The organism is Erwinia sp. PPS120, from assembly GCF_047918655.1.
GTDB classification, from domain to species: Bacteria; Pseudomonadota; Gammaproteobacteria; order Enterobacterales; family Enterobacteriaceae; genus Erwinia; species Erwinia tasmaniensis_A.
This window is the reverse complement of the sequence record NZ_JBLREF010000013.1, coordinates 1-18288: the sequence shown is the minus strand read 5'-3', so window position 1 is coordinate 18288 and position 18288 is coordinate 1. Positions and strand designations below refer to the sequence as shown.

General features: G+C 48.5%; 21 protein-coding genes and 3 tRNA genes. 11 read left to right on the top strand and 13 right to left on the bottom strand.

Going from position 1 to position 18288, the window contains the following annotated elements; genetic code table 11:
* Positions 1–32: 32 nt before the first annotated feature.
* Entirely contained in the window at positions 33–329 is a 297-nt protein-coding gene (locus ACLRGG_RS07910; RefSeq protein WP_416249214.1) for a YfcZ/YiiS family protein, read from the bottom strand.
* A 369-nt stretch (positions 330–698) separates the two neighbouring features.
* Between ACLRGG_RS07910 and fadL the strand changes: the two genes are divergently transcribed.
* The gene (gene fadL / locus ACLRGG_RS07905; protein ID WP_416249213.1) at positions 699–1982 is read left to right on the top strand and encodes a long-chain fatty acid transporter FadL; all 1284 of its coding nucleotides are present in this window, start codon (positions 699–701) and stop codon (positions 1980–1982) included.
* A 181-nt stretch (positions 1983–2163) separates the two neighbouring features.
* On the opposite strand, the gene mlaA is transcribed toward fadL, so the two are convergent.
* From mlaA to ccmA, 10 genes are read right to left on the bottom strand one after another with little or no spacing between them, the layout of a single operon-like run.
* Positions 2164–2925, bottom strand: a complete 762-nt coding sequence (mlaA, locus tag ACLRGG_RS07900; RefSeq protein WP_416249212.1) for a phospholipid-binding lipoprotein MlaA — start codon at positions 2923–2925, stop codon at positions 2164–2166.
* Positions 2926–2962: 37 nt separating this feature from the next.
* On the bottom strand, positions 2963–4174 hold the full coding sequence (gene ccmI, locus ACLRGG_RS07895) for a c-type cytochrome biogenesis protein CcmI (protein ID WP_416249211.1): 1212 nt from the start codon (positions 4172–4174) through the stop codon (positions 2963–2965).
* The gene (locus ACLRGG_RS07890) at positions 4171–4632 is read right to left on the bottom strand and encodes a cytochrome c-type biogenesis protein (protein WP_416249210.1); all 462 of its coding nucleotides are present in this window, start codon (positions 4630–4632) and stop codon (positions 4171–4173) included. The genes ccmI and ACLRGG_RS07890 overlap by 4 nt, the downstream gene beginning before the upstream one ends.
* On the bottom strand, positions 4629–5183 hold the full coding sequence (locus ACLRGG_RS07885; protein ID WP_416249209.1) for a DsbE family thiol:disulfide interchange protein: 555 nt from the start codon (positions 5181–5183) through the stop codon (positions 4629–4631). Before ACLRGG_RS07885 ends, ACLRGG_RS07890 begins: the two co-directional genes overlap by 4 nt.
* Positions 5180–7135 (bottom strand): heme lyase CcmF/NrfE family subunit, encoded by a 1956-nt coding sequence (locus ACLRGG_RS07880; RefSeq protein WP_416249208.1) that lies wholly within the window; start codon positions 7133–7135, stop codon positions 5180–5182. Before ACLRGG_RS07880 ends, ACLRGG_RS07885 begins: the two co-directional genes overlap by 4 nt.
* Complete coding sequence (gene ccmE, locus ACLRGG_RS07875; protein WP_416249207.1) at positions 7132–7623, bottom strand: cytochrome c maturation protein CcmE; 492 nt, start codon at positions 7621–7623, stop codon at positions 7132–7134. The genes ACLRGG_RS07880 and ccmE overlap by 4 nt, the downstream gene beginning before the upstream one ends.
* Positions 7620–7853 carry a heme exporter protein CcmD gene (ccmD, locus tag ACLRGG_RS07870; RefSeq protein ID WP_067705800.1) on the bottom strand — a complete coding sequence of 78 codons (234 nt, stop codon included), beginning with the start codon at positions 7851–7853 and terminating at the stop codon, positions 7620–7622. Before ccmD ends, ccmE begins: the two co-directional genes overlap by 4 nt.
* Positions 7850–8593, bottom strand: a complete 744-nt coding sequence (locus ACLRGG_RS07865) for a heme ABC transporter permease (protein WP_416249206.1) — start codon at positions 8591–8593, stop codon at positions 7850–7852. Before ACLRGG_RS07865 ends, ccmD begins: the two co-directional genes overlap by 4 nt.
* 57 nt (positions 8594–8650) lie before the next feature.
* Positions 8651–9310: a heme exporter protein CcmB gene (gene ccmB, locus ACLRGG_RS07860; RefSeq protein ID WP_416249205.1), complete on the bottom strand. Its 660-nt coding sequence runs from the start codon at positions 9308–9310 to the stop codon at positions 8651–8653.
* Positions 9310–9927, bottom strand: coding sequence for a cytochrome c biogenesis heme-transporting ATPase CcmA (gene ccmA, locus ACLRGG_RS07855; protein WP_416249300.1), 618 nt, complete (start codon positions 9925–9927; stop codon positions 9310–9312). Before ccmA ends, ccmB begins: the two co-directional genes overlap by 1 nt.
* Before the next feature lie 251 nt (positions 9928–10178).
* Between ccmA and ACLRGG_RS07850 the strand changes: the two genes are divergently transcribed.
* The 5 genes from ACLRGG_RS07850 (at position 10179) to ACLRGG_RS07830 (ending at position 13210) form a co-directional block, all read left to right on the top strand.
* Positions 10179–11042 (top strand): formate/nitrite transporter family protein, encoded by an 864-nt coding sequence (locus tag ACLRGG_RS07850; protein ID WP_416249204.1) that lies wholly within the window; start codon positions 10179–10181, stop codon positions 11040–11042.
* A gap of 438 nt (positions 11043–11480) precedes the next feature.
* Positions 11481–11556 (top strand) — tRNA-Lys (locus ACLRGG_RS07845).
* 1 nt (position 11557) lies between these two features.
* Positions 11558–11631, top strand: a tRNA-Gly gene (locus tag ACLRGG_RS07840).
* Between the two features lie 74 nt (positions 11632–11705).
* Positions 11706–11780, top strand: a tRNA-Arg gene (locus ACLRGG_RS07835).
* Between the two features lie 179 nt (positions 11781–11959).
* Positions 11960–13210: a tyrosine-type recombinase/integrase gene (locus ACLRGG_RS07830; RefSeq protein ID WP_416249203.1), complete on the top strand. Its 1251-nt coding sequence runs from the start codon at positions 11960–11962 to the stop codon at positions 13208–13210.
* Positions 13211–13426: 216 nt separating this feature from the next.
* Here the strand turns inward: ACLRGG_RS07830 and ACLRGG_RS07825 are convergent, their stop codons facing one another.
* The gene (locus ACLRGG_RS07825; protein WP_416249202.1) at positions 13427–13651 is read right to left on the bottom strand and encodes a hypothetical protein; all 225 of its coding nucleotides are present in this window, start codon (positions 13649–13651) and stop codon (positions 13427–13429) included.
* A 193-nt stretch (positions 13652–13844) separates the two neighbouring features.
* Between ACLRGG_RS07825 and ACLRGG_RS07820 the strand changes: the two genes are divergently transcribed.
* The 4 genes from ACLRGG_RS07820 to ACLRGG_RS07805 all read left to right on the top strand — a co-directional run bounded on the left by ACLRGG_RS07820 (position 13845) and on the right by ACLRGG_RS07805 (position 17122).
* Positions 13845–14357, top strand: coding sequence for a hypothetical protein (locus ACLRGG_RS07820; RefSeq protein WP_416249201.1), 513 nt, complete (start codon positions 13845–13847; stop codon positions 14355–14357).
* A gap of 213 nt (positions 14358–14570) precedes the next feature.
* Positions 14571–15203 carry a hypothetical protein gene (locus ACLRGG_RS07815; RefSeq protein ID WP_416249200.1) on the top strand — a complete coding sequence of 211 codons (633 nt, stop codon included), beginning with the start codon at positions 14571–14573 and terminating at the stop codon, positions 15201–15203.
* Positions 15193–16041 carry an ImmA/IrrE family metallo-endopeptidase gene (locus ACLRGG_RS07810; RefSeq protein WP_416249199.1) on the top strand — a complete coding sequence of 283 codons (849 nt, stop codon included), beginning with the start codon at positions 15193–15195 and terminating at the stop codon, positions 16039–16041. Before ACLRGG_RS07815 ends, ACLRGG_RS07810 begins: the two co-directional genes overlap by 11 nt.
* Entirely contained in the window at positions 16034–17122 is a 1089-nt protein-coding gene (locus ACLRGG_RS07805) for a beta family protein (protein WP_416249198.1), read from the top strand. Before ACLRGG_RS07810 ends, ACLRGG_RS07805 begins: the two co-directional genes overlap by 8 nt.
* On the opposite strand, the gene ACLRGG_RS07800 is transcribed toward ACLRGG_RS07805, so the two are convergent.
* A complete protein-coding gene (locus ACLRGG_RS07800) occupies positions 17105–17671 on the bottom strand; it encodes a sce7726 family protein (protein ID WP_416249197.1) in 567 nt (188 codons plus the stop codon). The genes ACLRGG_RS07805 and ACLRGG_RS07800 overlap by 18 nt on opposite strands.
* A gap of 223 nt (positions 17672–17894) precedes the next feature.
* On the opposite strand from ACLRGG_RS07800, the gene ACLRGG_RS07795 reads away from it, so the two are divergent.
* The coding region (locus ACLRGG_RS07795) for a hypothetical protein (RefSeq protein ID WP_416249196.1) at positions 17895–18288 on the top strand (394 nt) is incomplete at its 3' end.

Genomic DNA, 18288 nt, shown 5'->3' with positions numbered 1-18288 from the left:
GCAAGCGGCAGCTGCTCACCGGGGCAAAGAACTTAACGCAGGCCGAGCTGGAAGATCATGGTTTCAGCCTGACAGCAAAAGGTAAAGTCAGCGTCCAGGCGCACACCATCGGGCTGCTCGCTATAGCGGCTGGTGATAACACAGGGCTCGGATTCAATGTTGCGGGCTTTTTCTGTCAGCTGGGCCAGTACAGCAGCGGCCTGCTGGTGATCGCTATATAGCTGACTCCAGCCTGCCGTACAGTCGGTGTTATCCATGATAGTGCCAACGTCAACACAACAGCAGGCCGCCGTTTCATTGGCGCTGCATTTATTAATTGAATGCGTCATAGGATCTCCAGTTATCTGCCTGAGGGCAGCGCGTCATTAATTATCTGCGCCAAGTTTACGCCTCTCTTTCTGGCTTGTCTGAGAGCAGCCTGAATAAACGGGGTTTAGTGACGAAAATCACCGTTAAATTTGATCTAACGCAAACTGACGCGGCCTGAAGCGTTATCAGACGGTATTTGTAATAGAGATCTCTTTTTTATGATCACTTCTGCAATATTTATAAAACAATATTGCAACTTAGACACAGGTCGGACCTATACTGTGGCACTGGTCTGATTTGTGAGCCGTATATCAGCCCCTACAATTCGCGATCCCCTGTTACGCCATGTAACAGAGCTTAATAAAAAAACCGATAATGAGGTTGTGGTCATGAACCATAAATCCCTGTTAAATAAGTCTTCTCTTGCGGTGGCAGTCGCACTTATCTCGTCAAACGTTTCAGCAGCCGGCTTTCAGCTTAATGAGTTTTCCGCTATCGGTCTGGGCCGCGCCTATTCTGGTGAAGGCGCAATGGGGGATACCGCCGCCTCCGCCAGCCGTAACCCCGCCACGATGGCGCTGATGGATCGGCCTCTATTTTCGGTCGGTGCGGTATTTATTGACCCCGATGTTTCGGTGGACGGTAACAGCCCTACGGGCCGCAGCCTGAATGCCAATAATATTGCCCCCACCCAGTGGGTACCGAATATTCATTATGTTCAACCGATTAACGATAGCTGGTGGCTCGGCGCCTCCGCCACCTCTAATTATGGTCTGGCGACGGAATATAATAGTGATTACACGGCCGGGCCCTACGCCGGTAAAACTGATTTACAGACCGTTAATCTCAATTTAAGCACGGCTTATCGCCTGAATGAACATTTCAGCTTTGGCGTAGGCTTTGATGCCGTTTATGCCCGCGCTAAAATTGAGCGTTATGCGGGTGAGACCGGTTCAGCGCTCGGATTACCTGCGGATACGCAGATAACCCGCCTAAAAGGGAATGAGTGGGGCTATGGCTGGAACGCAGGCATTCTTTACGAAGTGGATAAGGATAACCGCTTTGGCTTTACTTATCGTTCTGAAGTGAAAGTTGATTTTGACGGCGACTACAAGAGCAGCGTGCCGGGCTACCTCAATCCCATTAATCAGGCGCTGAATCTCGGCCTGCCTTACGGTACCAACGGCAATACCATACCAGGCTCGCTGAGCCTGGATCTGCCGGAAATGTGGGAAGTCTCCGGCTATCATAAAGTCGCTCCGCAGTGGGCCGTCCACTATAGTCTGGCTTATACCAGCTGGAGCCAGTTCCAGCAGCTGAAAGCGACCGGCAACGGCGGACAAACGCTGTTCTATAAAGATGAAGGTTTCAAAGATGCTTACCGTATCGCGCTGGGCACCTCCTACTTCTATGATGAGAACTGGACATTTCGCACCGGTATTGCCTTTGATGACAGTCCGGTTCCTGCCGATAAGCGTTCCATCTCCATTCCCGATCAGGATCGTCTGTGGCTGAGCGCGGGGGCCTCCTACGCCTTCACGCAGGATGCTTCTGTCGATGTCGGCGTCTCCTACATGCATGGCCAGCACGTCACGGTTGAAGAGGGCCCTTACACCTTCAACTCAACCGGCAAAGCCTGGCTGTACGGCGCAAACTTTAACTATAAGTTCTGATTCACCTTTAACAGACGAAGCCAGCAGGGGAGAGAAAGCGCTTCTCCCCTGCTGCCTGTGTTCAGCACGCGTCGATTTAATGCGGAACGTTCACAGATGCACGGCTACCGCAATCCGTCAGTACGGGGCGACAAGGAACAGCCAGGCATTTCTCTGCCGTTCCCTTGCCGCGCGGGAGGGGTTAGTTAGCGTCGATATCGTTGAGATCGCCCTGAATCGCCGAGGCGTTCGGATTCTCCTGCGGGAGCAGCTTACCGTCGCTGGCAAGGAAATCGTGGCGCTGGAAATAGGCCGCGCGCACGAAGGCGTAAGGATCGTTGGAGTTATGCAGAATCGCATCGGAATCCAGCAGCTGAGCTCGGGTTTCCACCCCTTCCAGCGCCCACTTCCCTGCCGACATCCACCAGGTCAGCCAGCTAAGCGGCGCGTACAGATCATCCACCAGCCCACCGGCGTCTTCACGCGGAGTGAAACTGCCGTAGCCGGGAAGTTCAACGTAAGGCCCGTAGCCCACGCCATAGTTACCCAGGGTGCTGCCGAAACGGCGCGGCTCTTCCTTCGCCAGCTTGGGATTAGCCATCCCCGCGACGTCAATAAAGCCTCCCAGTCCCAGCACGGTATTCAGGAAGAAACGGTTGAAGTGGATCATCGCCTTATAGGGCTTACCCTCAACAAAGTAGTTCACCATTGTGGAAGGCTCACTGAGGTTGCCGAGGAAGTTGCTTAGCCCGGTACGTGCAGGGATCGGCACGTAATCACGCCATGCAACGGCTACGGGGCGCACCACGTAAGGGTCCAGAACGTTATAGTTAAAGTTAAACATTGACCGGTTAAACCCTTCCAGCGGATCGGATCGTCCCTGCGGCTCATCCGCCGTTTGGGAGCTGGCGCACCCTATCAGCAGTACGCTCGCCAGCGCGATACCCGTCACACGGTAGCTCATATCTCTCTTCCTGTAGTCTGAAGTCAAACGCCTGCGGTTACTTCTGCTGCCGGTCAATTGCAATCGACAGCTGCTGATGCCCGTCAAATGGCGTTACTGCGCTGGTACCGAACCAGTCTCCGGCCTGTGGGTTGGCGCTGCCATCGCGTGAGATACGCACCCGAACCAGAACCTGATGCTGCGCGGAAAGCAGGCGTTCCGGCATCATGGCATTGCTGTCGTCCAGCGTCAGCGTAAGTGGAAAATGGCTTAACGGCATTTTCTTTACCGCCACAGGGACGGAAGAAACGCCATCGGAAACGGAAATATACAACACTCCGCCTTCCGGTAACATTTTTTCTACCTCCGGCGCCAACGTGACGTTCAGCGCCAGGCGGCTTGTCTGCCTGCCCGCATCGGTACGAGCCTGCTCAATGCTGCGCCGTATTGTGTCCGAGCGTTTATCGTCGGCCGGTAACAATTGTAACATCTTTTGCCATTCGGCTATGGCCTGGTCGTAATCCTGTCGGGCAAAAGCATTAAATGCCAACAGACTGAGAATCTGCAGATTCGTCCCGTCCTGCTTAGCCATTTCACTCAGCATCTGCGCCGCCTGGCGAAGATTCTGCGGATCCTGCGACCGCGTCAGGACATCAGCATAGCTCAGTTTGGCCTCGGGGTTTTCCGGCGCAAGCTGCATCGCGTGCTGGAAAGCCTGCGTCGCCGTAGCCGCGTTATTCATCACCATGCCAATACGCCCCAGCATCAGCCAGTCATTCACGTTACTGGGATCGCTTTGCAGCGAGGTGCGGATCCCCAGCCCGAGCCGCGCCAGCTGATCCATACTCAGAGGTTCGGCTTTAGGATCCATCACCTGGGCGCGCAGCGCAGGCAGGTCGAGTTGCGCCTGCTGCCACGACATCACCTGCGCAAAACCGCCGGTTTTGAAATAAAAGCCCAGCGTCACGACAATTAATAACAGGATCCCAGGCAGCAGGACCCAGCGGCTCAGGGTGCGCGCGTGGATCTGCTCATCCTCAGGAATATCCAGCAGCAGCGTTTGCTGCAGCTCACGGATCATCTCCGCGCGTTCGCCCACCACGCCCTGGGCTTCATCCTCTTCCAGCTCCCGCAGGCGCTGGCGGTAAAAACGCGTGTTAAGCGCATCGCGCTCCGCCGCCAGTGGTGGATGCCTGCGTCCACCGGCAACCAGTACCAGGCCGCAGGCGGCGATCAGCAGCACCAGCAGGGTTAATAAGAATGCACTCATGATTGCTTCCCATTGTTCTTCAACAGCGCATCCAGTCGCTCCTGCCCGGCATCATCCAGTGGCGGGGCGATAAGCTGACGCTTCCTGCTACGCAGAATAATCACCAGCGCGCCAATAATCACAAACAGCCCCGGGCCTGCCCAGAGGATCAGCGTGGACGGCATCACCGGCGGGTCGTAAGTCACGAAGTTGCCGTAGCGGGCCACCATATACTGTTTAACCTGCGCCGGGCTCTGCCCGGCCTGCAGCAGCTCATAAACCTTCAGCCGCATGTCGCCAGCGATCATCGCATTTGAGTCCGCAATGCTGTTGTTCTGGCATTTCGGGCAGCGCAGCGATTCAGTTAAATGGCGATACTGCTGCTCCTGTGCCACCGATGAGAAATGGTAGGTATCTATATTTCCGGCCAGCGCGCTCAGGCTTATCAGGCTTATCACGATCAGAAAAAAACGTTTCATACACCTTCCCTGCTGTATTTGTCCCAAAGCGGCTTCACTTCCTTCGCCCAGACGTCGGCATTCATATCCCCCGCGTGGCGGTAGCGGATAATCCCTTTGCCATCAATCAAAAAGGTTTCAGGTGCGCCATAAACACCCAAATCCAGTCCAAGCATACCGTCACCGTCATACAGGCTGAGCGCGTAGGGATTACCCAGCGTATTTAACCAGTTAATCGCCTTGCCGCGATCGTCCTTATAGTTCAGACCTACCACCCGCACGCCCTGTGCGGCCAGCACGTTGAGATACTGATGCTCTGCACGGCAGGTGGGACACCATGTCGCCCAGACGTTAAGCAGCACGGGTTTGCCGTCGGTCAGCACCGTGCGATCGTAGGTTTTTCCCGGCTGGTTAAGCGATTCCAGCTTAAATACCGGTACCGGCTTACCCACCAGCGCGGACTCCAACCGTGTGGGATCGTCACCGTTTGCGTTACGCGTCAGCTGCCACATCAGCGCAGCGGCCACCAGCAGAAACAGCACCAGCGGCAGGTAAAGTATCTTCTTATTCATGTCGGCTTCCTTTCGTCCTTCCGGCGTGAGCGATAGCGCGGATCGAGCAGGCAGAAAATGCCGCCAACCGCCATAAATACCCCGCCGAACCAGATCCAGCGCACAAAAGGTTTGTAATAGATGCGCACCGCCCAGGAGCCGTCATCGAGCTCTTCACCCAGCGCAGCGTAGAGATCGCGGGTCAGTCCGCCGCTAATCGCCGCTTCGGTCATCATGGTGTGCGCCACGCTGTAATAGCGTTTCTCCGCCTGTAACGTCGCCTCGTGATGCCCCTGACGGGTTACATCGATAATGCCCGCGCCGCCGGTGTAGTTTGGACCCTGTATTTTCTGCACATCGCGGAAGGTGAAGTGATAAGCGTGAATATCCACGGTATCGCCAGGCCGCATCCGCACATCGCGCTCCACACTGTAGTTCTGGCTGAAGGCGATACCGATAACGGTGACCGCCACGCCAAGATGGCCGAGCACCATGCCCCAGTGGCTGCGGGAAAGATGACGCAGTCCGGCAAAAAAGCGGTGGCGGTGCGTCGCCCGTTCGTGCAGCTCCATCAGGGTCAGGAAAATAACCCACACCGCCATCAGCAGGCCGACGACGGCCATTGCCTCAATACGGTCCTGCATCAGCCACGGCAGCAGAATCGACAGCACCAGCGTACCCATGACGGCAATGCCCAGCCTTTTCCACAGTTTTTGCGGCTGGTCACGCCGCCAGCGCACCAGCGGCCCCACGCCAAGCAGCAGCGCCAGTGGGGCCATCAGCAGGGTAAACAGGCTGTTGAAGAAGGGTTCCCCTATCGAAATGCTGCCCAGTCCGAGCTGCTTATGCACCAGCGGCAGCAGCGTTCCCAGCAGCACCACCAGCATCGCGGCGATCAGCAGCACGTTATTACCGAGCAGGAAGGACTCGCGCGACCAGACTTCATTCTGCACCCGGCTGCGCACCTTGCTGCCCTTAACCGCGTAGAGCAACAGTGAACTGCCAATGACGATCACCAGGAAAGCGAGAATAAACATGCCGCGTGCCGGATCGGAGGCGAAGGAATGCACCGAAATCAGCACGCCGGATCGCACCAGGAAGGTGCCCAGCAGGCTAAGGGAAAAGGCGGTAATGGCCAGCAGCACCGTCCACGCCTTAAAGGTGCCACGCTTTTCGGTCACCGCCAGCGAGTGGATCAGCGCCGTCCCGGCCAGCCACGGCATAAAGGAGGCATTCTCCACCGGATCCCAGAACCACCAGCCGCCCCAGCCCAGTTCGTAATAGGCCCACGCCGACCCCAGGACGATACCCATAGTCAGAAATACCCAGGCGGCGGTGGTCCACGGACGCGACCAGCGCGCCCAGGCGGTGTCGAGCCTGCCCGCCATCAGCGAAGCTATAGCAAAGGCAAACGCCACCGAGAAGCCGACGTAGCCCATATAGAGCAGCGGCGGGTGAAAGATCAGGCCGATATCCTGCAACATCGGGTTGAGGTCGCTGCCGTCAATGGGGAAATCAGGCAGCGTGCGGGTAAAGGGGTTAGAAGTCAGGGTGATAAACAGCAGAAAGCCAAGGTTGATCATCCCCATCACCGCCAGAACGCGAGCGATAGCATCCTGCGGCATGGTCCGGCTGAACAGCGCAACTAACAGCGTCCAGGTACTGAGCAGCAGCAGCCACAGCAGCAGCGACCCCTCGTGTGCGCCCCAGGTAGCCGCTACCCGGTAGTAAACCGGCAGCAGCGTGTTGGAGTTGGCTGCCACGTAGGCCACGCTGAAATCATTTACGACAAAGGCATGAACCAAAATCATAAAGGCGGCGGCAATACAGGCGAACAGCGCATAGCTGAGCGGGCGCGCCAGCCCCATCAGACGAACGTCCTGCCGCGCGGCGCCCCACAGAGGATAAATGCTCAGCAGCAGCGAAAGGGCCAGCGCCAGACAGAGCAGGAAACTGCCGATTTCCGGCATCATGACTGACCTGCCGGTGTGCCTGTCTGCCAGGCCGTGACCGGGCTTATATGGTTCTTTTTCATTGCATCCTCAATTTCCGGCGGCGTGTATTTCTCATCGTGCTTCGCCAGCACCTCTTTGGCATTCACCAGATTGCCCTTCTCCAGCACTCCCTGCGCCACCACGCCCTGCCCTTCACGGAACAGGTCGGGCAGGATACCGAGATAGGTCACGCTAATCACGCCGTTACCGTCGTACAGTTTGAACGATACCTGCAGCGTATTCGCATCGCGCTTCACGCTGCCTGGCATCACCATTCCCCCGACGCGCAGACGCTGGCCCGGTTCGGGTTTGCTGTGATCCTCTCCTTTCCCATTCAGTATTTCACTGGGGGTATAAAAAAGGTCGATGTTGGAACGCAGCGCGTACATCACCAGCGAAGTGGCCAGTCCAAGGCCGACCAGGATCGCCACCACCACCATCAGGCGATTTTTACGACGGGTATTCACGGTTGATCTCCTGCCGCTTCACCGGCGGCTTTTTGGCTTTTTGCCGCACGGACGCGGCGTTCGCGCGACTGGCGCTTGCGAATATCGGCCAGCAGCCAGCGGCGCTGTAACAGGGTGTGCAGCACGAGGCCGCCCAGCGCGAGCAGAGTACAGGCAACGGCCAGCCAGACGTAGAAGGCATAGCCGCCCATGGCGAAGAACGCCGGCCAGGATGAAAAAGCGGGGGTCATCGTTTTTGCCCTCCTTTTGCCACCACCTCAGCCACCCACGGGCGATGACGCTCGGTAAAGAGCAGCAGATTACGTAAACGCATCAGCGTCAGGGAGATAAACAGCAGAAGATAACCGAGAATTGACCAGCGCAGCGGCGTACGCATGCTGGGGTCAATGGCCTGCTGGAGTATGCCGGAGGAGCCCTGGTGCAGAGTATTCCACCACTGTACTGAATAGTGAATGATCGGCAGATTAACCACGCCCACCAGGATCAGGATCCCCGCCGCCCGCCCGGCCATACGGCGGTCATCAAAAGCATTCGACAGGGCGATTACGCCCATATAGAGGAACAGCAGTACCAGTTCAGAGGTCAGCCGTGCATCCCAGATCCACCAGGTGCCCCACATTGGCTTGCCCCAGGCAGACCCGGTAACCAGCGCAATGAAGGTGAATACCGCGCCAACCGGCGCCATCGCCGCTGCCGCCAGGTCGGCCATTTTCCACTGCCATACCAGGCCGACAAACGCGGCGATGGCCATTGAGGCGTAGATGCCCATCGACCACATCGCGGCGGGCACGTGGATATACATGATGCGGTAGCTGTCGCCCTGCTGATAGTCGGCGGGCGCAAAGCCGAAGCCCCATATCCAGCCTAAACTGAGCGAAGCTATTCCCATCACGGCAAACCAGGGGATCAGACGGCCACATAACCCGTAGAGCCGGTCAGGCTTACCCTGTTGATGAAACCATTTCCACATTATTATTTTGCTCACATTCCAAGAAAAAGCGTTCTGGTGTTTTTTATAAAAATAGGGTTAATGCACGCTTACACGCAACGCGGCTGCGGTGGCAAAAGGCGCCAGCGTAATGCTGGCGACCAGCATGGCGCCTAAAATCGCCAGGAATCCGTCGATTGGCAGCCCCTGCCCCGCCGCGTCTATCGCTGCGCTGGCAAAAATCAGTACTGGCACCGCCAGCGGCAGCACCAGCAGACTCAACAGTACGCCGCCGCGCCGCAACCCGACCGTCAGCCCCACGCCTATTGCGCCCAGCAGGCTAAGCGTGGGCGTCCCCAACAGCAGCGTCAGCGCAAGGGCGCGCCAGCGGGCAACGTCGAGCGAAAGCAGCAGCGCGGCCAGCGGAGAGAGCAGCAGCAGCGGCAGTCCTGTCACTACCCAGTGAGCGGCTACTTTCCCTAATACCGTTATCGGCAGCGGGGCGGGCAGCAGCAGCAGCTGTTCCAGCGATCCATCTACAAAGTCATCGCGGAACAGACGCTCCAGCGCCAGCAGCGAAGAGAGTAGCGCAGCCACCCAGACGACACCGGGGGCAATGCGCGCCAGCAGCTGGGGTTCCGGTCCGATACCCAGCGGAAACAGGGTGATGACGATCAGGAAAAACCACAGCGGGTTAATGATTTCAGCGCCGCTGCGAAAGGCAATATGCAGCTCACGCTTTAATACGCGCCAGAACATCAGATTACCTCCGCAGAGGTCAGCGAGAGTTTGCGAACCGTGCGACGCGACGCGGGCAGGTGCTGATGGGTCGTCAGAATGACCAGGCCGCCAGCAGTCGCATGGCGCTCAAACAGCGCCGTCAGCTTATTTACCCCGGAGACATCAATCGCGGTCAGCGGCTCATCCAGGATCCACAGCGGCGAGGGACTCAACCATAGCCTGGCCAGCGCCACGCGGCGCTGCTGCCCTGCCGACATCAGCCCCACCGCCACCTCTTCGTACCCCGTCAGTTCGACCTCATCCAGCGCCGCCAGCAGGGCCTCTGGTGAATGGGCGGGGTGAAAAAAACGCAGGTTCTCAAAGGCGGTCAATACCGATTTCACGCCGGGCTGATGGCCGAGGTAGAGCAAATCCGCATGATAGCGCTCACGCTGGCGATGAACAGGATGTTGATGCCAGCGCACATCTCCTTGCTCAGCCCGGCTCAGGCCAGCGAGGATGCGCAGCAGCGAGGTTTTGCCCGCGCCATTAGCGCCTTCAATCTGCACGATGTCGCCCGATGAAACGGTAAAACTAAGATCGCTAAACAGCGTACGTTCGTCTCGAACGCAGGTGAGATTGTGGGCTTCCAGCATCAAATTACGTCGCACTCGTGAATGTTGAATGAAATAGTACCACAGGAAATCATGGCATCGCAGTCTCACCACGATCTCCCCCTGCCCATGGCATGCGCATTATGCCCGCAAAAAACAGGGAATATGATGAAAAATACCCCATCGTTAAAGCTTTGTTACCCTTATCCTTAAATACCGTTACATTCCGTCTGCCGGGAAACCCGCTACGCTTATCAGGCACATTATGTATCAGGGCCGACAGGAGCCGCAAAGTGAACGACAAAACCAATAAAAAGAGTGATGTTGAAGTTGACAGCAAAGAGAGTGAGAGCGGCGAAGAGATTGAGGTGAATGAGGAAGCCCTGCCCTCGCGCGCGGCGGCTGTGCATGAACATATTCGCCAGGAGGGCGAAAAAGAGCTGGAGCGCGATGGCTTAGCGCTGCTGTTTTCAGCCGTTGCAGCGGGCCTGTCGATGGGGGCCTCGCTGATGGCGAAAGGGATATTCCACCTACATTTTGAGGGGATCCCTGGCGCCTTTTTGCTGGAGAACCTTGGGTACACCTTTGGCTTTATTATCGTCATCATGGCGCGTCAGCAGCTGTTTACGGAGAACACCGTCACCGCCGTGCTGCCGATAATGCATAAGCCGACCGGCCGCAATTTTCTGCTGCTGTTGCGCTTATGGGGCATCGTGCTGGGCGGTAACCTGATTGGGACGGCGGTTGCGGCGCTGGCCTTTATGCATATGCCCATTTTCGATGAGGCCACGCGCACGGCGTTTATCGGCCTCAGTCAGAAGGTGATGGAAAACTCTCCGGGCGAGATGTTTGCTAAAGCGATCGCTTCAGGCTGGATTATTGCCACGATGGTCTGGATGTTCCCGTCGGCGGGCACGGCAAAGCTCTGGATTATTGTGCTGATGACGTGGCTGGTGGCGATAGGCGACTTAACGCATATTGTGGTCGGTTCCGTCGAAACGCTTTTTCTGGTGTTTAACGGCATTATCAGCTGGCAGGAATTTCTCTGGCCGTTCGCCCTGCCCACCCTGGCGGGAAATATCATCGGCGGCACCTTTATCTTTGCGCTGATAAGCCATGCGCAAATCCGCAGCGATATGAGCAATAAAACGTCATAGTGAATCAGGCACTATGAGCAACAGAATCCTGTTATGACTTAAAGGGTAGCCGCTGGGCGCAGCGCGCTACCCTTTATTGCAGGCGCTCAGTTAAAAAGCGCAAAGGTTTTAACGTAAAATGAACTCGCAAACAGCACGTATCCCAGCCATACCAGCAGGATCAACCCAATTGAAAATTTCAGCGACATAGCCTGTTCCTCTCTCTCACAGCAAGGGTGCCCCTTGTTTACGTGGATTTACAATAGAACGTTGCGAGTCAGGAAATATTGATCCAGCGCAAGTAAGCACGCGTAAGGAGAATTCAGATAATCTCGACTGAAACATATAAAGCAGCTGCTGATAAAAGCAGCACCTAAGCGGCCTGTTTTTGCCCCAGCTCAGATATTTGATATTCCTCAACATTAGCGTCAAATTTTATGATACTATCCTTGTCGCTCTGGGTCGTTAGCTCAGCTGGTAGAGCAGTTGACTCTTAATCAATTGGTCGCAGGTTCGAACCCTGCACGACCCACCAGGCGGCCATCGTATAATGGTATTACCTCAGCTTCCCAAGCTGATGACGCGGGTTCGATTCCCGCTGGCCGCTCCAACTGCTTGAAAAAAAGCGAGCAGTTGCGCTAAGATACTGCCCCTGGCGAAGAGTATGTCGCTATCTTGTGCTGCGTCTCCTTAGTTAAATGGATATAACGAGCCCCTCCTAAGGGCTAGTTGCAGGTTCGATTCCTGCAGGGGACACCATATGTTAGCCCATCTAAGTATCTTAAAGTCTAGTCAACTCTTCAATTTCAAACGCTTACCTTCTTTTCGTAGCCCACTAACGTACACCGTCATATTTCAAAATCCACGCTGTTTTGTTGGTACATATGTTGGTATTTTAAGTTCGATAATGCAGATACCATCAGAAGAGGGTTTTTAGTATGGCGCTCACTGAGTTAACAGTAAGAAATACAAAGCCTTCTGATAAACCTGTCAAATTGACAGACGGTAATGGTATGCATCTTTTGATCACCACAAGTGGTTCCAAATACTGGCGTTTCCAGTATCGCTTCGCTGGCAAACAGAAAATACTCGCACTGGGTGTCTATCCTGAGGTTTCATTGTCCGAAGCCAGACGACGAAGAGATGAAGCTCGTCAGCTCGTTGCAAACCATGTAGACCCAAGTGAGAAGCGAAAAGCGCAAAAGATTGAGAGCAAGGGCTTGCTAACATTTGAGCAAGTTGCACGACAATGGCATACCAGTAACAGAACCTGGTCAGAAAATCATAGAACAACTGTTTTGAACAGCCTTGTTTCCCATGTGTTCCCTGTCATCGGCAAACGTAATATCAGCGAGCTAAAAACTCGTGATTTGTTGGTTCCTTTGAAAAAAGCAGAAGCTTCAGGACACCATGAACTGGCTTCCCGCTTACAACAGCGCATTACGGCGGTAATGAGGTATGCCGTTCACAATGCTTTGATTGAACAGAATCCTGCAAACGACCTCGCTGGTGCTGTTGTTTCCACTAAAAGTGTTCATCGCCCTGCCCTTTCTCTGGAACGATTGCCAGAGCTTATGAATCGTTTGGAAGCATATAAAGGAAGAGGCATTACCCAAATTGCAGTGCAGTTAACACTCCTGACCTTTGTCCGTTCGAGTGAACTGCGATTTGCTCGCTGGTCAGAAGTCGATCTCAAAAATTCACTGTGGACTATCCCCGGAAAGCGACAACCTATGGAAGGGGTAAAATATTCTGCAAGAGGGGCAAAAATGAAAACGCCTCATTTGGTTCCTTTAAGTTCACAAGCCAAAGCATTTATGGAAGAGCTTCATACGATCAGTGGTAACAAAGAACTTATGTTCATTGGTTTTACCGGGGACGACAAACCTATTAGTGAAAACACAGTCAACAAAGCACTCAGGACGATGGGCTACGATACGAAAGCTGAAGTCTGCGGGCATGGTTTCAGGACTATGGCATGTAGTGCCTTAATCGAATCGGGATTATGGTCGAGAGATGCTGTGGAAAGACAAATGAGCCACCAGGAACGCAACAGTGTCCGGGCTGCTTACATACATAAAGCAGAGCATTTGGAAGAACGGAGACTCATGTTGCAATGGTGGGCTGACTATCTTGAGGCATGTAGAGAAAGGGTGTTAATACCCTATAACTTTAATAAAAAGCCATAAATCAATTTTCATGGCCCTACAGGATTCAAACCTTCCAGATAGCCTTTTGTTCTGTATATAATTTTTTTATTTTAATTTGATAGAGTCCTCCAAAGGTGCCACCATAAAAATAACAACACTTTTGTAAATGAAACTTATCATATCCTATTGATAAAAATAATGAATACTCCTTTATGCTATAATCAAAATGCAAAAAAGAGCACTATATAAAATCGCTTATGTTAATAAGAATAACAATGGGCTAACTTTTTTGTTACCAAACACAAACTCTAATATTCCCTTAGCAATAAATAAAAGCGAAAAACCCATCAGATACTTTGCTTCGTAGTAATAACTTTCCATTGAAAATCCAATTATAAAAACAATGAGCATAAAAAAACCAAAAGAAACTTTATTTGCAACATCACATATATATTCTAAAAATTTTATAAAAACACTCATAGCCACTCCCCCAATAATATTTATAATTTAGATAGCGCTAATAAATATGATTTTCAAATTTTTATCACATAAGAACAATAAATAAAATAATCCCATTAAAATCATATAGATACATACAACTTACTTTCTTATTGTTTATTTTTATTTTATGTTTTAAGATTCTGAAACACTTAATCCAACTTTGGAAGGCCAAATGAAAGCTCCATATGATGAACCTAATACAAAAGAACATACCAAAGAAAAATTATTTACTCAAAATGATGGAAGGCACCCAACAAATACAAAAGATGAAATCAAAAAAGACGAAAGTAATAACAGTAAAAACAAGGGGCTGAATAAATTTATTAAGAAAAAAATCAAACTTATGAAGTTAAAGTTTAAAAAGATTTCATTCCCAGCATGGTTTTGCTTTACCGTTCTACTACTTGTTTTAGCCACATATGAATATTTTACATTAGGGAAAAGGTTAAGTAACTTATCATTAGCGATTCTTGTTTGCTCAGTCTATGCATTACATTTAATCGTAAAACACACAAGAACGGTGAAGGAAATTAAAGAGAACAATTTTTTCATACGTTTTTTTCATGCAAAAAAACCACTATTAAAGCTCCAAAAGATCGCAATTTGGTTTGATGAAATAAAACCTTGGCAAAGATTAACCATCCTCATATCTATCTTAAGCATTGGTTTTTTATTTTTAAAATAAGAATTTTATTTCCTTTATATGAAAAAAATCATGAATGGATAAATTGATATTCTTGAAACATCCCTTTCAAGGATAATTAAATAATTTGCTAGTTTTCTGCCCCCAGGGAAAACATTAAAAAAATTTGACTATTGGATAAATCTGAAAGATTATAAAGATATGACTGATTGCTAAAATCAAGTAATTATAAGTATATCAAGGAGTTGTACCCAAATGATTGTATGCAAGTCTTCTGGAGAAAACACAGATTGCATCATTGAAAGAGGACTGAGATTTGACTTAACTCAAACTTTGCAGCAGCAATGGGGCAGCTATCGCGGTGATCTAATCAATACTCTCTTAACTCAAAACCCAGAAATAAGTAATGATTTTGCTTTAGCTCAAAAGATTATGACAGAAAATAGCTTAGGTGACTGGCATTGGGATTGGACAAAAAAAATGTTCAATTGTAATGGTCCCCAATATGAATGGTTTTATTTATTAAAAGAAGAAAAAATTCAAGGTGTTTGCATAATATATTTCCCTCAAAATAGCAAAATTGACAATCAAAATATTTTCTATATTGATTATCTTGCATCTGCATACTGGAATAGAAAGCGACCTAATTATAGCCCCCAATATACAGGAGTAGGAAAAGAACTTATAAATCAGGCCATTAATTATGCATGCAATTTTTTAGGTTACCGTCCAGGATTCTGTTTACATTCATTGCCAGATGCTGAGGGGTTTTATTCTCATTTAGGGATGACAGACTTTGGCATTGACTCTTCAAAAGAAGACCTAAGATACTTTGAAGCCTCTGAGAAGATTGCTTCTGCCTTAGGAGATATCGCAGATGCAGCCTAAAGAAGAATTTCTGATAACAAATAAATTTGACGAAAGTGACTTAGATATTTTAAAAGCATTTAAAAAAATAAAATCTGACAAAAATATCAAGGAGATAACATCTCGAAAACCCGATTGGGAAAGTGAAAATTCATTTATCTTAAGCATCGCAAAAAACTATAAAACAAATAACAAAAAACTCTTTAGAAAAAAGCACGACTCAAAAGATGATCTGACTAACATATGGCTATCAATTGTAGAAAATAAAGCCACAAACTATTTTATAGAAAAAGAAATAAAGCCTTTTACAGGCTTACATTATGATTCTTTATCTGACATAGCTAAACTAAGCAATAATGTTGAGTCTTTAAAGAAGATTGATGAAATTTTACGAAAAGAATACGGCATCATAATTTTATATGAAAAATCATTTAAAGGCTTAAAATTAGATGGATGTGCATTCAACCTCCCTAACAACAGCCCAGTCATTGCTATGAGCTTAAGATATTCACGTTATGACTATTTTTGGTTCACTTTGATGCACGAATTATCTCATGTTTCTTTGCATCATGATATGTTATCAACACCAATAATTGATGATTTAGAGAATGAATCTCAAGTCATGACGGAAATTGAAGCAAATAGAGCTGCATCAGAAAGCCTGATCCCAATTGAAGCAAATAGAAGTCTTTTTAGAACTAAGGATGAACCTCAAACTCTTTTAGCAGTTTGTAAAAAATTCTCAATTAATCCTATTGTAGCTGCGGGTGCAGTTAGAAAAAAACACAATAATTACAGAATTTTTTCTGATTTGGTCAATTCAATAAATGTTAGGATGGAGCTTGGTTTCGATGACTAAATATGTGCCGTTCTTAAAAGCAAAAGCAAATGAAATACTTGCTATTGGAGAGATCTATAAGTCAGATTCATTACTATTTACAAAAATCACTCCATTTTTTGATGTTCCAAGAGAATCTAAAGATCAAAGTGTTAAGACTGTTTTAAACAAAGTTGGTGTCTTTAAGAACAAATTAGACTCTAACTTTATATTAAAAGGAATGGAATTCTATATTGATAATTATGATCTTGATGATGAAATTGACATTCAAGGCATAGAACAATATGAATATCTTTTGTCCTTATTAACCGGTTATAAATACATTCCTGTTGTAGGGTTAAATAGATCCGATAGAAGAAATAATAGTGCATATAATCATCTATTGCATAGCCGAAACTCTTTAGCGTTAAGGCTTGTTTCTGAGGATATAGAAAGTTATAGAATTTCCAAAATGAGGCTTGAGAAGTTTTTTACTAAAATTCAATCGCTAAACATTAAAGAAATTCATTTAATAATTGATTTAAGGTTTATATCGCCCAACTCAGAAAAAATGCACATTGACAACTTAAAAATATTCTTGTCAAATGTAAATAAAGAATTTCATTTTGACAAAATCATCATCTCTGGTTCGTCTATCCCAGCAAATATTTCAGAGTTAATTGAAACCTATACAAGTAAATCATTTGTTAGAGCAGAATGGAAAATTTGGGAAAGTTTATTAAATGAAAAAGGTATAACGAATATTACTTATGCCGATTATGGAATTGTAAGTCCAGATTACTCAGATATAGAGTTAGATCCTAAACTATTTAGAAAAATATCTACACCTAAAGTTTTTTACACATATAAAAACAATTGCTTTTGTGTTAGAGGTGGATCATTTCAAAATGATCCGCTTGGTAATGGACAATATTTTCAAATAGCAACTATAATTCATGACCAAAAATTTTTTAGACATGTTAATTTCTCTTACGGTGAGAAATATGTATATGACAGGAGCAGTTATTCACTAGCCAAACCTGATAAAGCAGGAAGTCCTTCCTCATGGTTAAAGGCAATGTTAACAACACATATATCATTTGTGTTAAATAGCCTTCCTTAGGCTTTTTCGAGTTAAGATGGTGATCCTGATAACCTCTAATATTTTTTCTTTCGATAGGGAACAGCTTATTAAATTCGCAAGTTCGCTTCTTGTGTAAGAACTTCTGGTTTTAATTTTTATATCAGAGGCAATATTTATTAGTTCTTCTTTCCAAAGCATCATTAAAGATGCTTCTTTAGAAAAGTAGGGGTTATTATTGGTTTTTCTGACATATTTAAGTGAAATTGAGCCGTTGGACGTGTGCTCAACCAATAAGATACCCCAAAAGCTCGGACTGTTTTTTATAGCCCAAGAAAGATGATTTTTTGTTGTCACGAGAGTCACTTTACTAAAAGATTTGTTATAGAAATTTGCTTGTGTTTTAATTCTTTTAATTGAATCAGACTCACCTTTAATTTCATAACAATGCAGGTTATTATGTATTGCCACAACATCAGCAATCGCTCTGCCATTTTCTATATGTAACTCTTCAATAATGCTTAAAGGAGCTGGCCTTTTGGTAGTTAAAAAATCAATCAATCTAACTCTAATGTTGTTGTCATTTAGCATATATATTCCTCGGAATGAATTTTATAATAAAGTCACTTTTAGGTCAAGCAAGGGCTAACTGAGCGATGCTCAGTTGCCTTGCTTTTTCTGCCCTTCGGTTGAAAAAGAAAGATCAAAGCAAAAAACAACCAAACCCAACCCATTGACGCGATTGATTTTTATGGTACTTATTATAGATAGCATATGGATTTGCTATTAATCAAAAATATAAAAAGGAGTTGATATGAAAAAAAACAATATTATATTCGACGATGAGTTTCCTTCTACATTTACCAATGATCCTGTCGTTAAAAAATTACCCCCTAATCGTCTTCGCAAACACTCAGTAACAGTCAGATTAAACGAAGTCGAGCTGAGCAAAGTAAACCATTTCAGAGGACAGCTAAGTAGGAGCTGTTGGCTGAGATCCTCAGCTCTTCAGCAACTACCCCCTTCTGTTCCCGAAATCAACAAAGAAGCCTGGCAGGAGCTTACTGGTTCCATACAGAAACTGAATGATCTTACTTCGTTCCTGCTTCGCAGAGGCGAAGATGCTCAGCCACTATCGCACGAAGTAAGCGCTTTAAAATTGAAACTGTCGCATGTAAGAGATGCTCTGGTAATCCCCCCGAAAAACC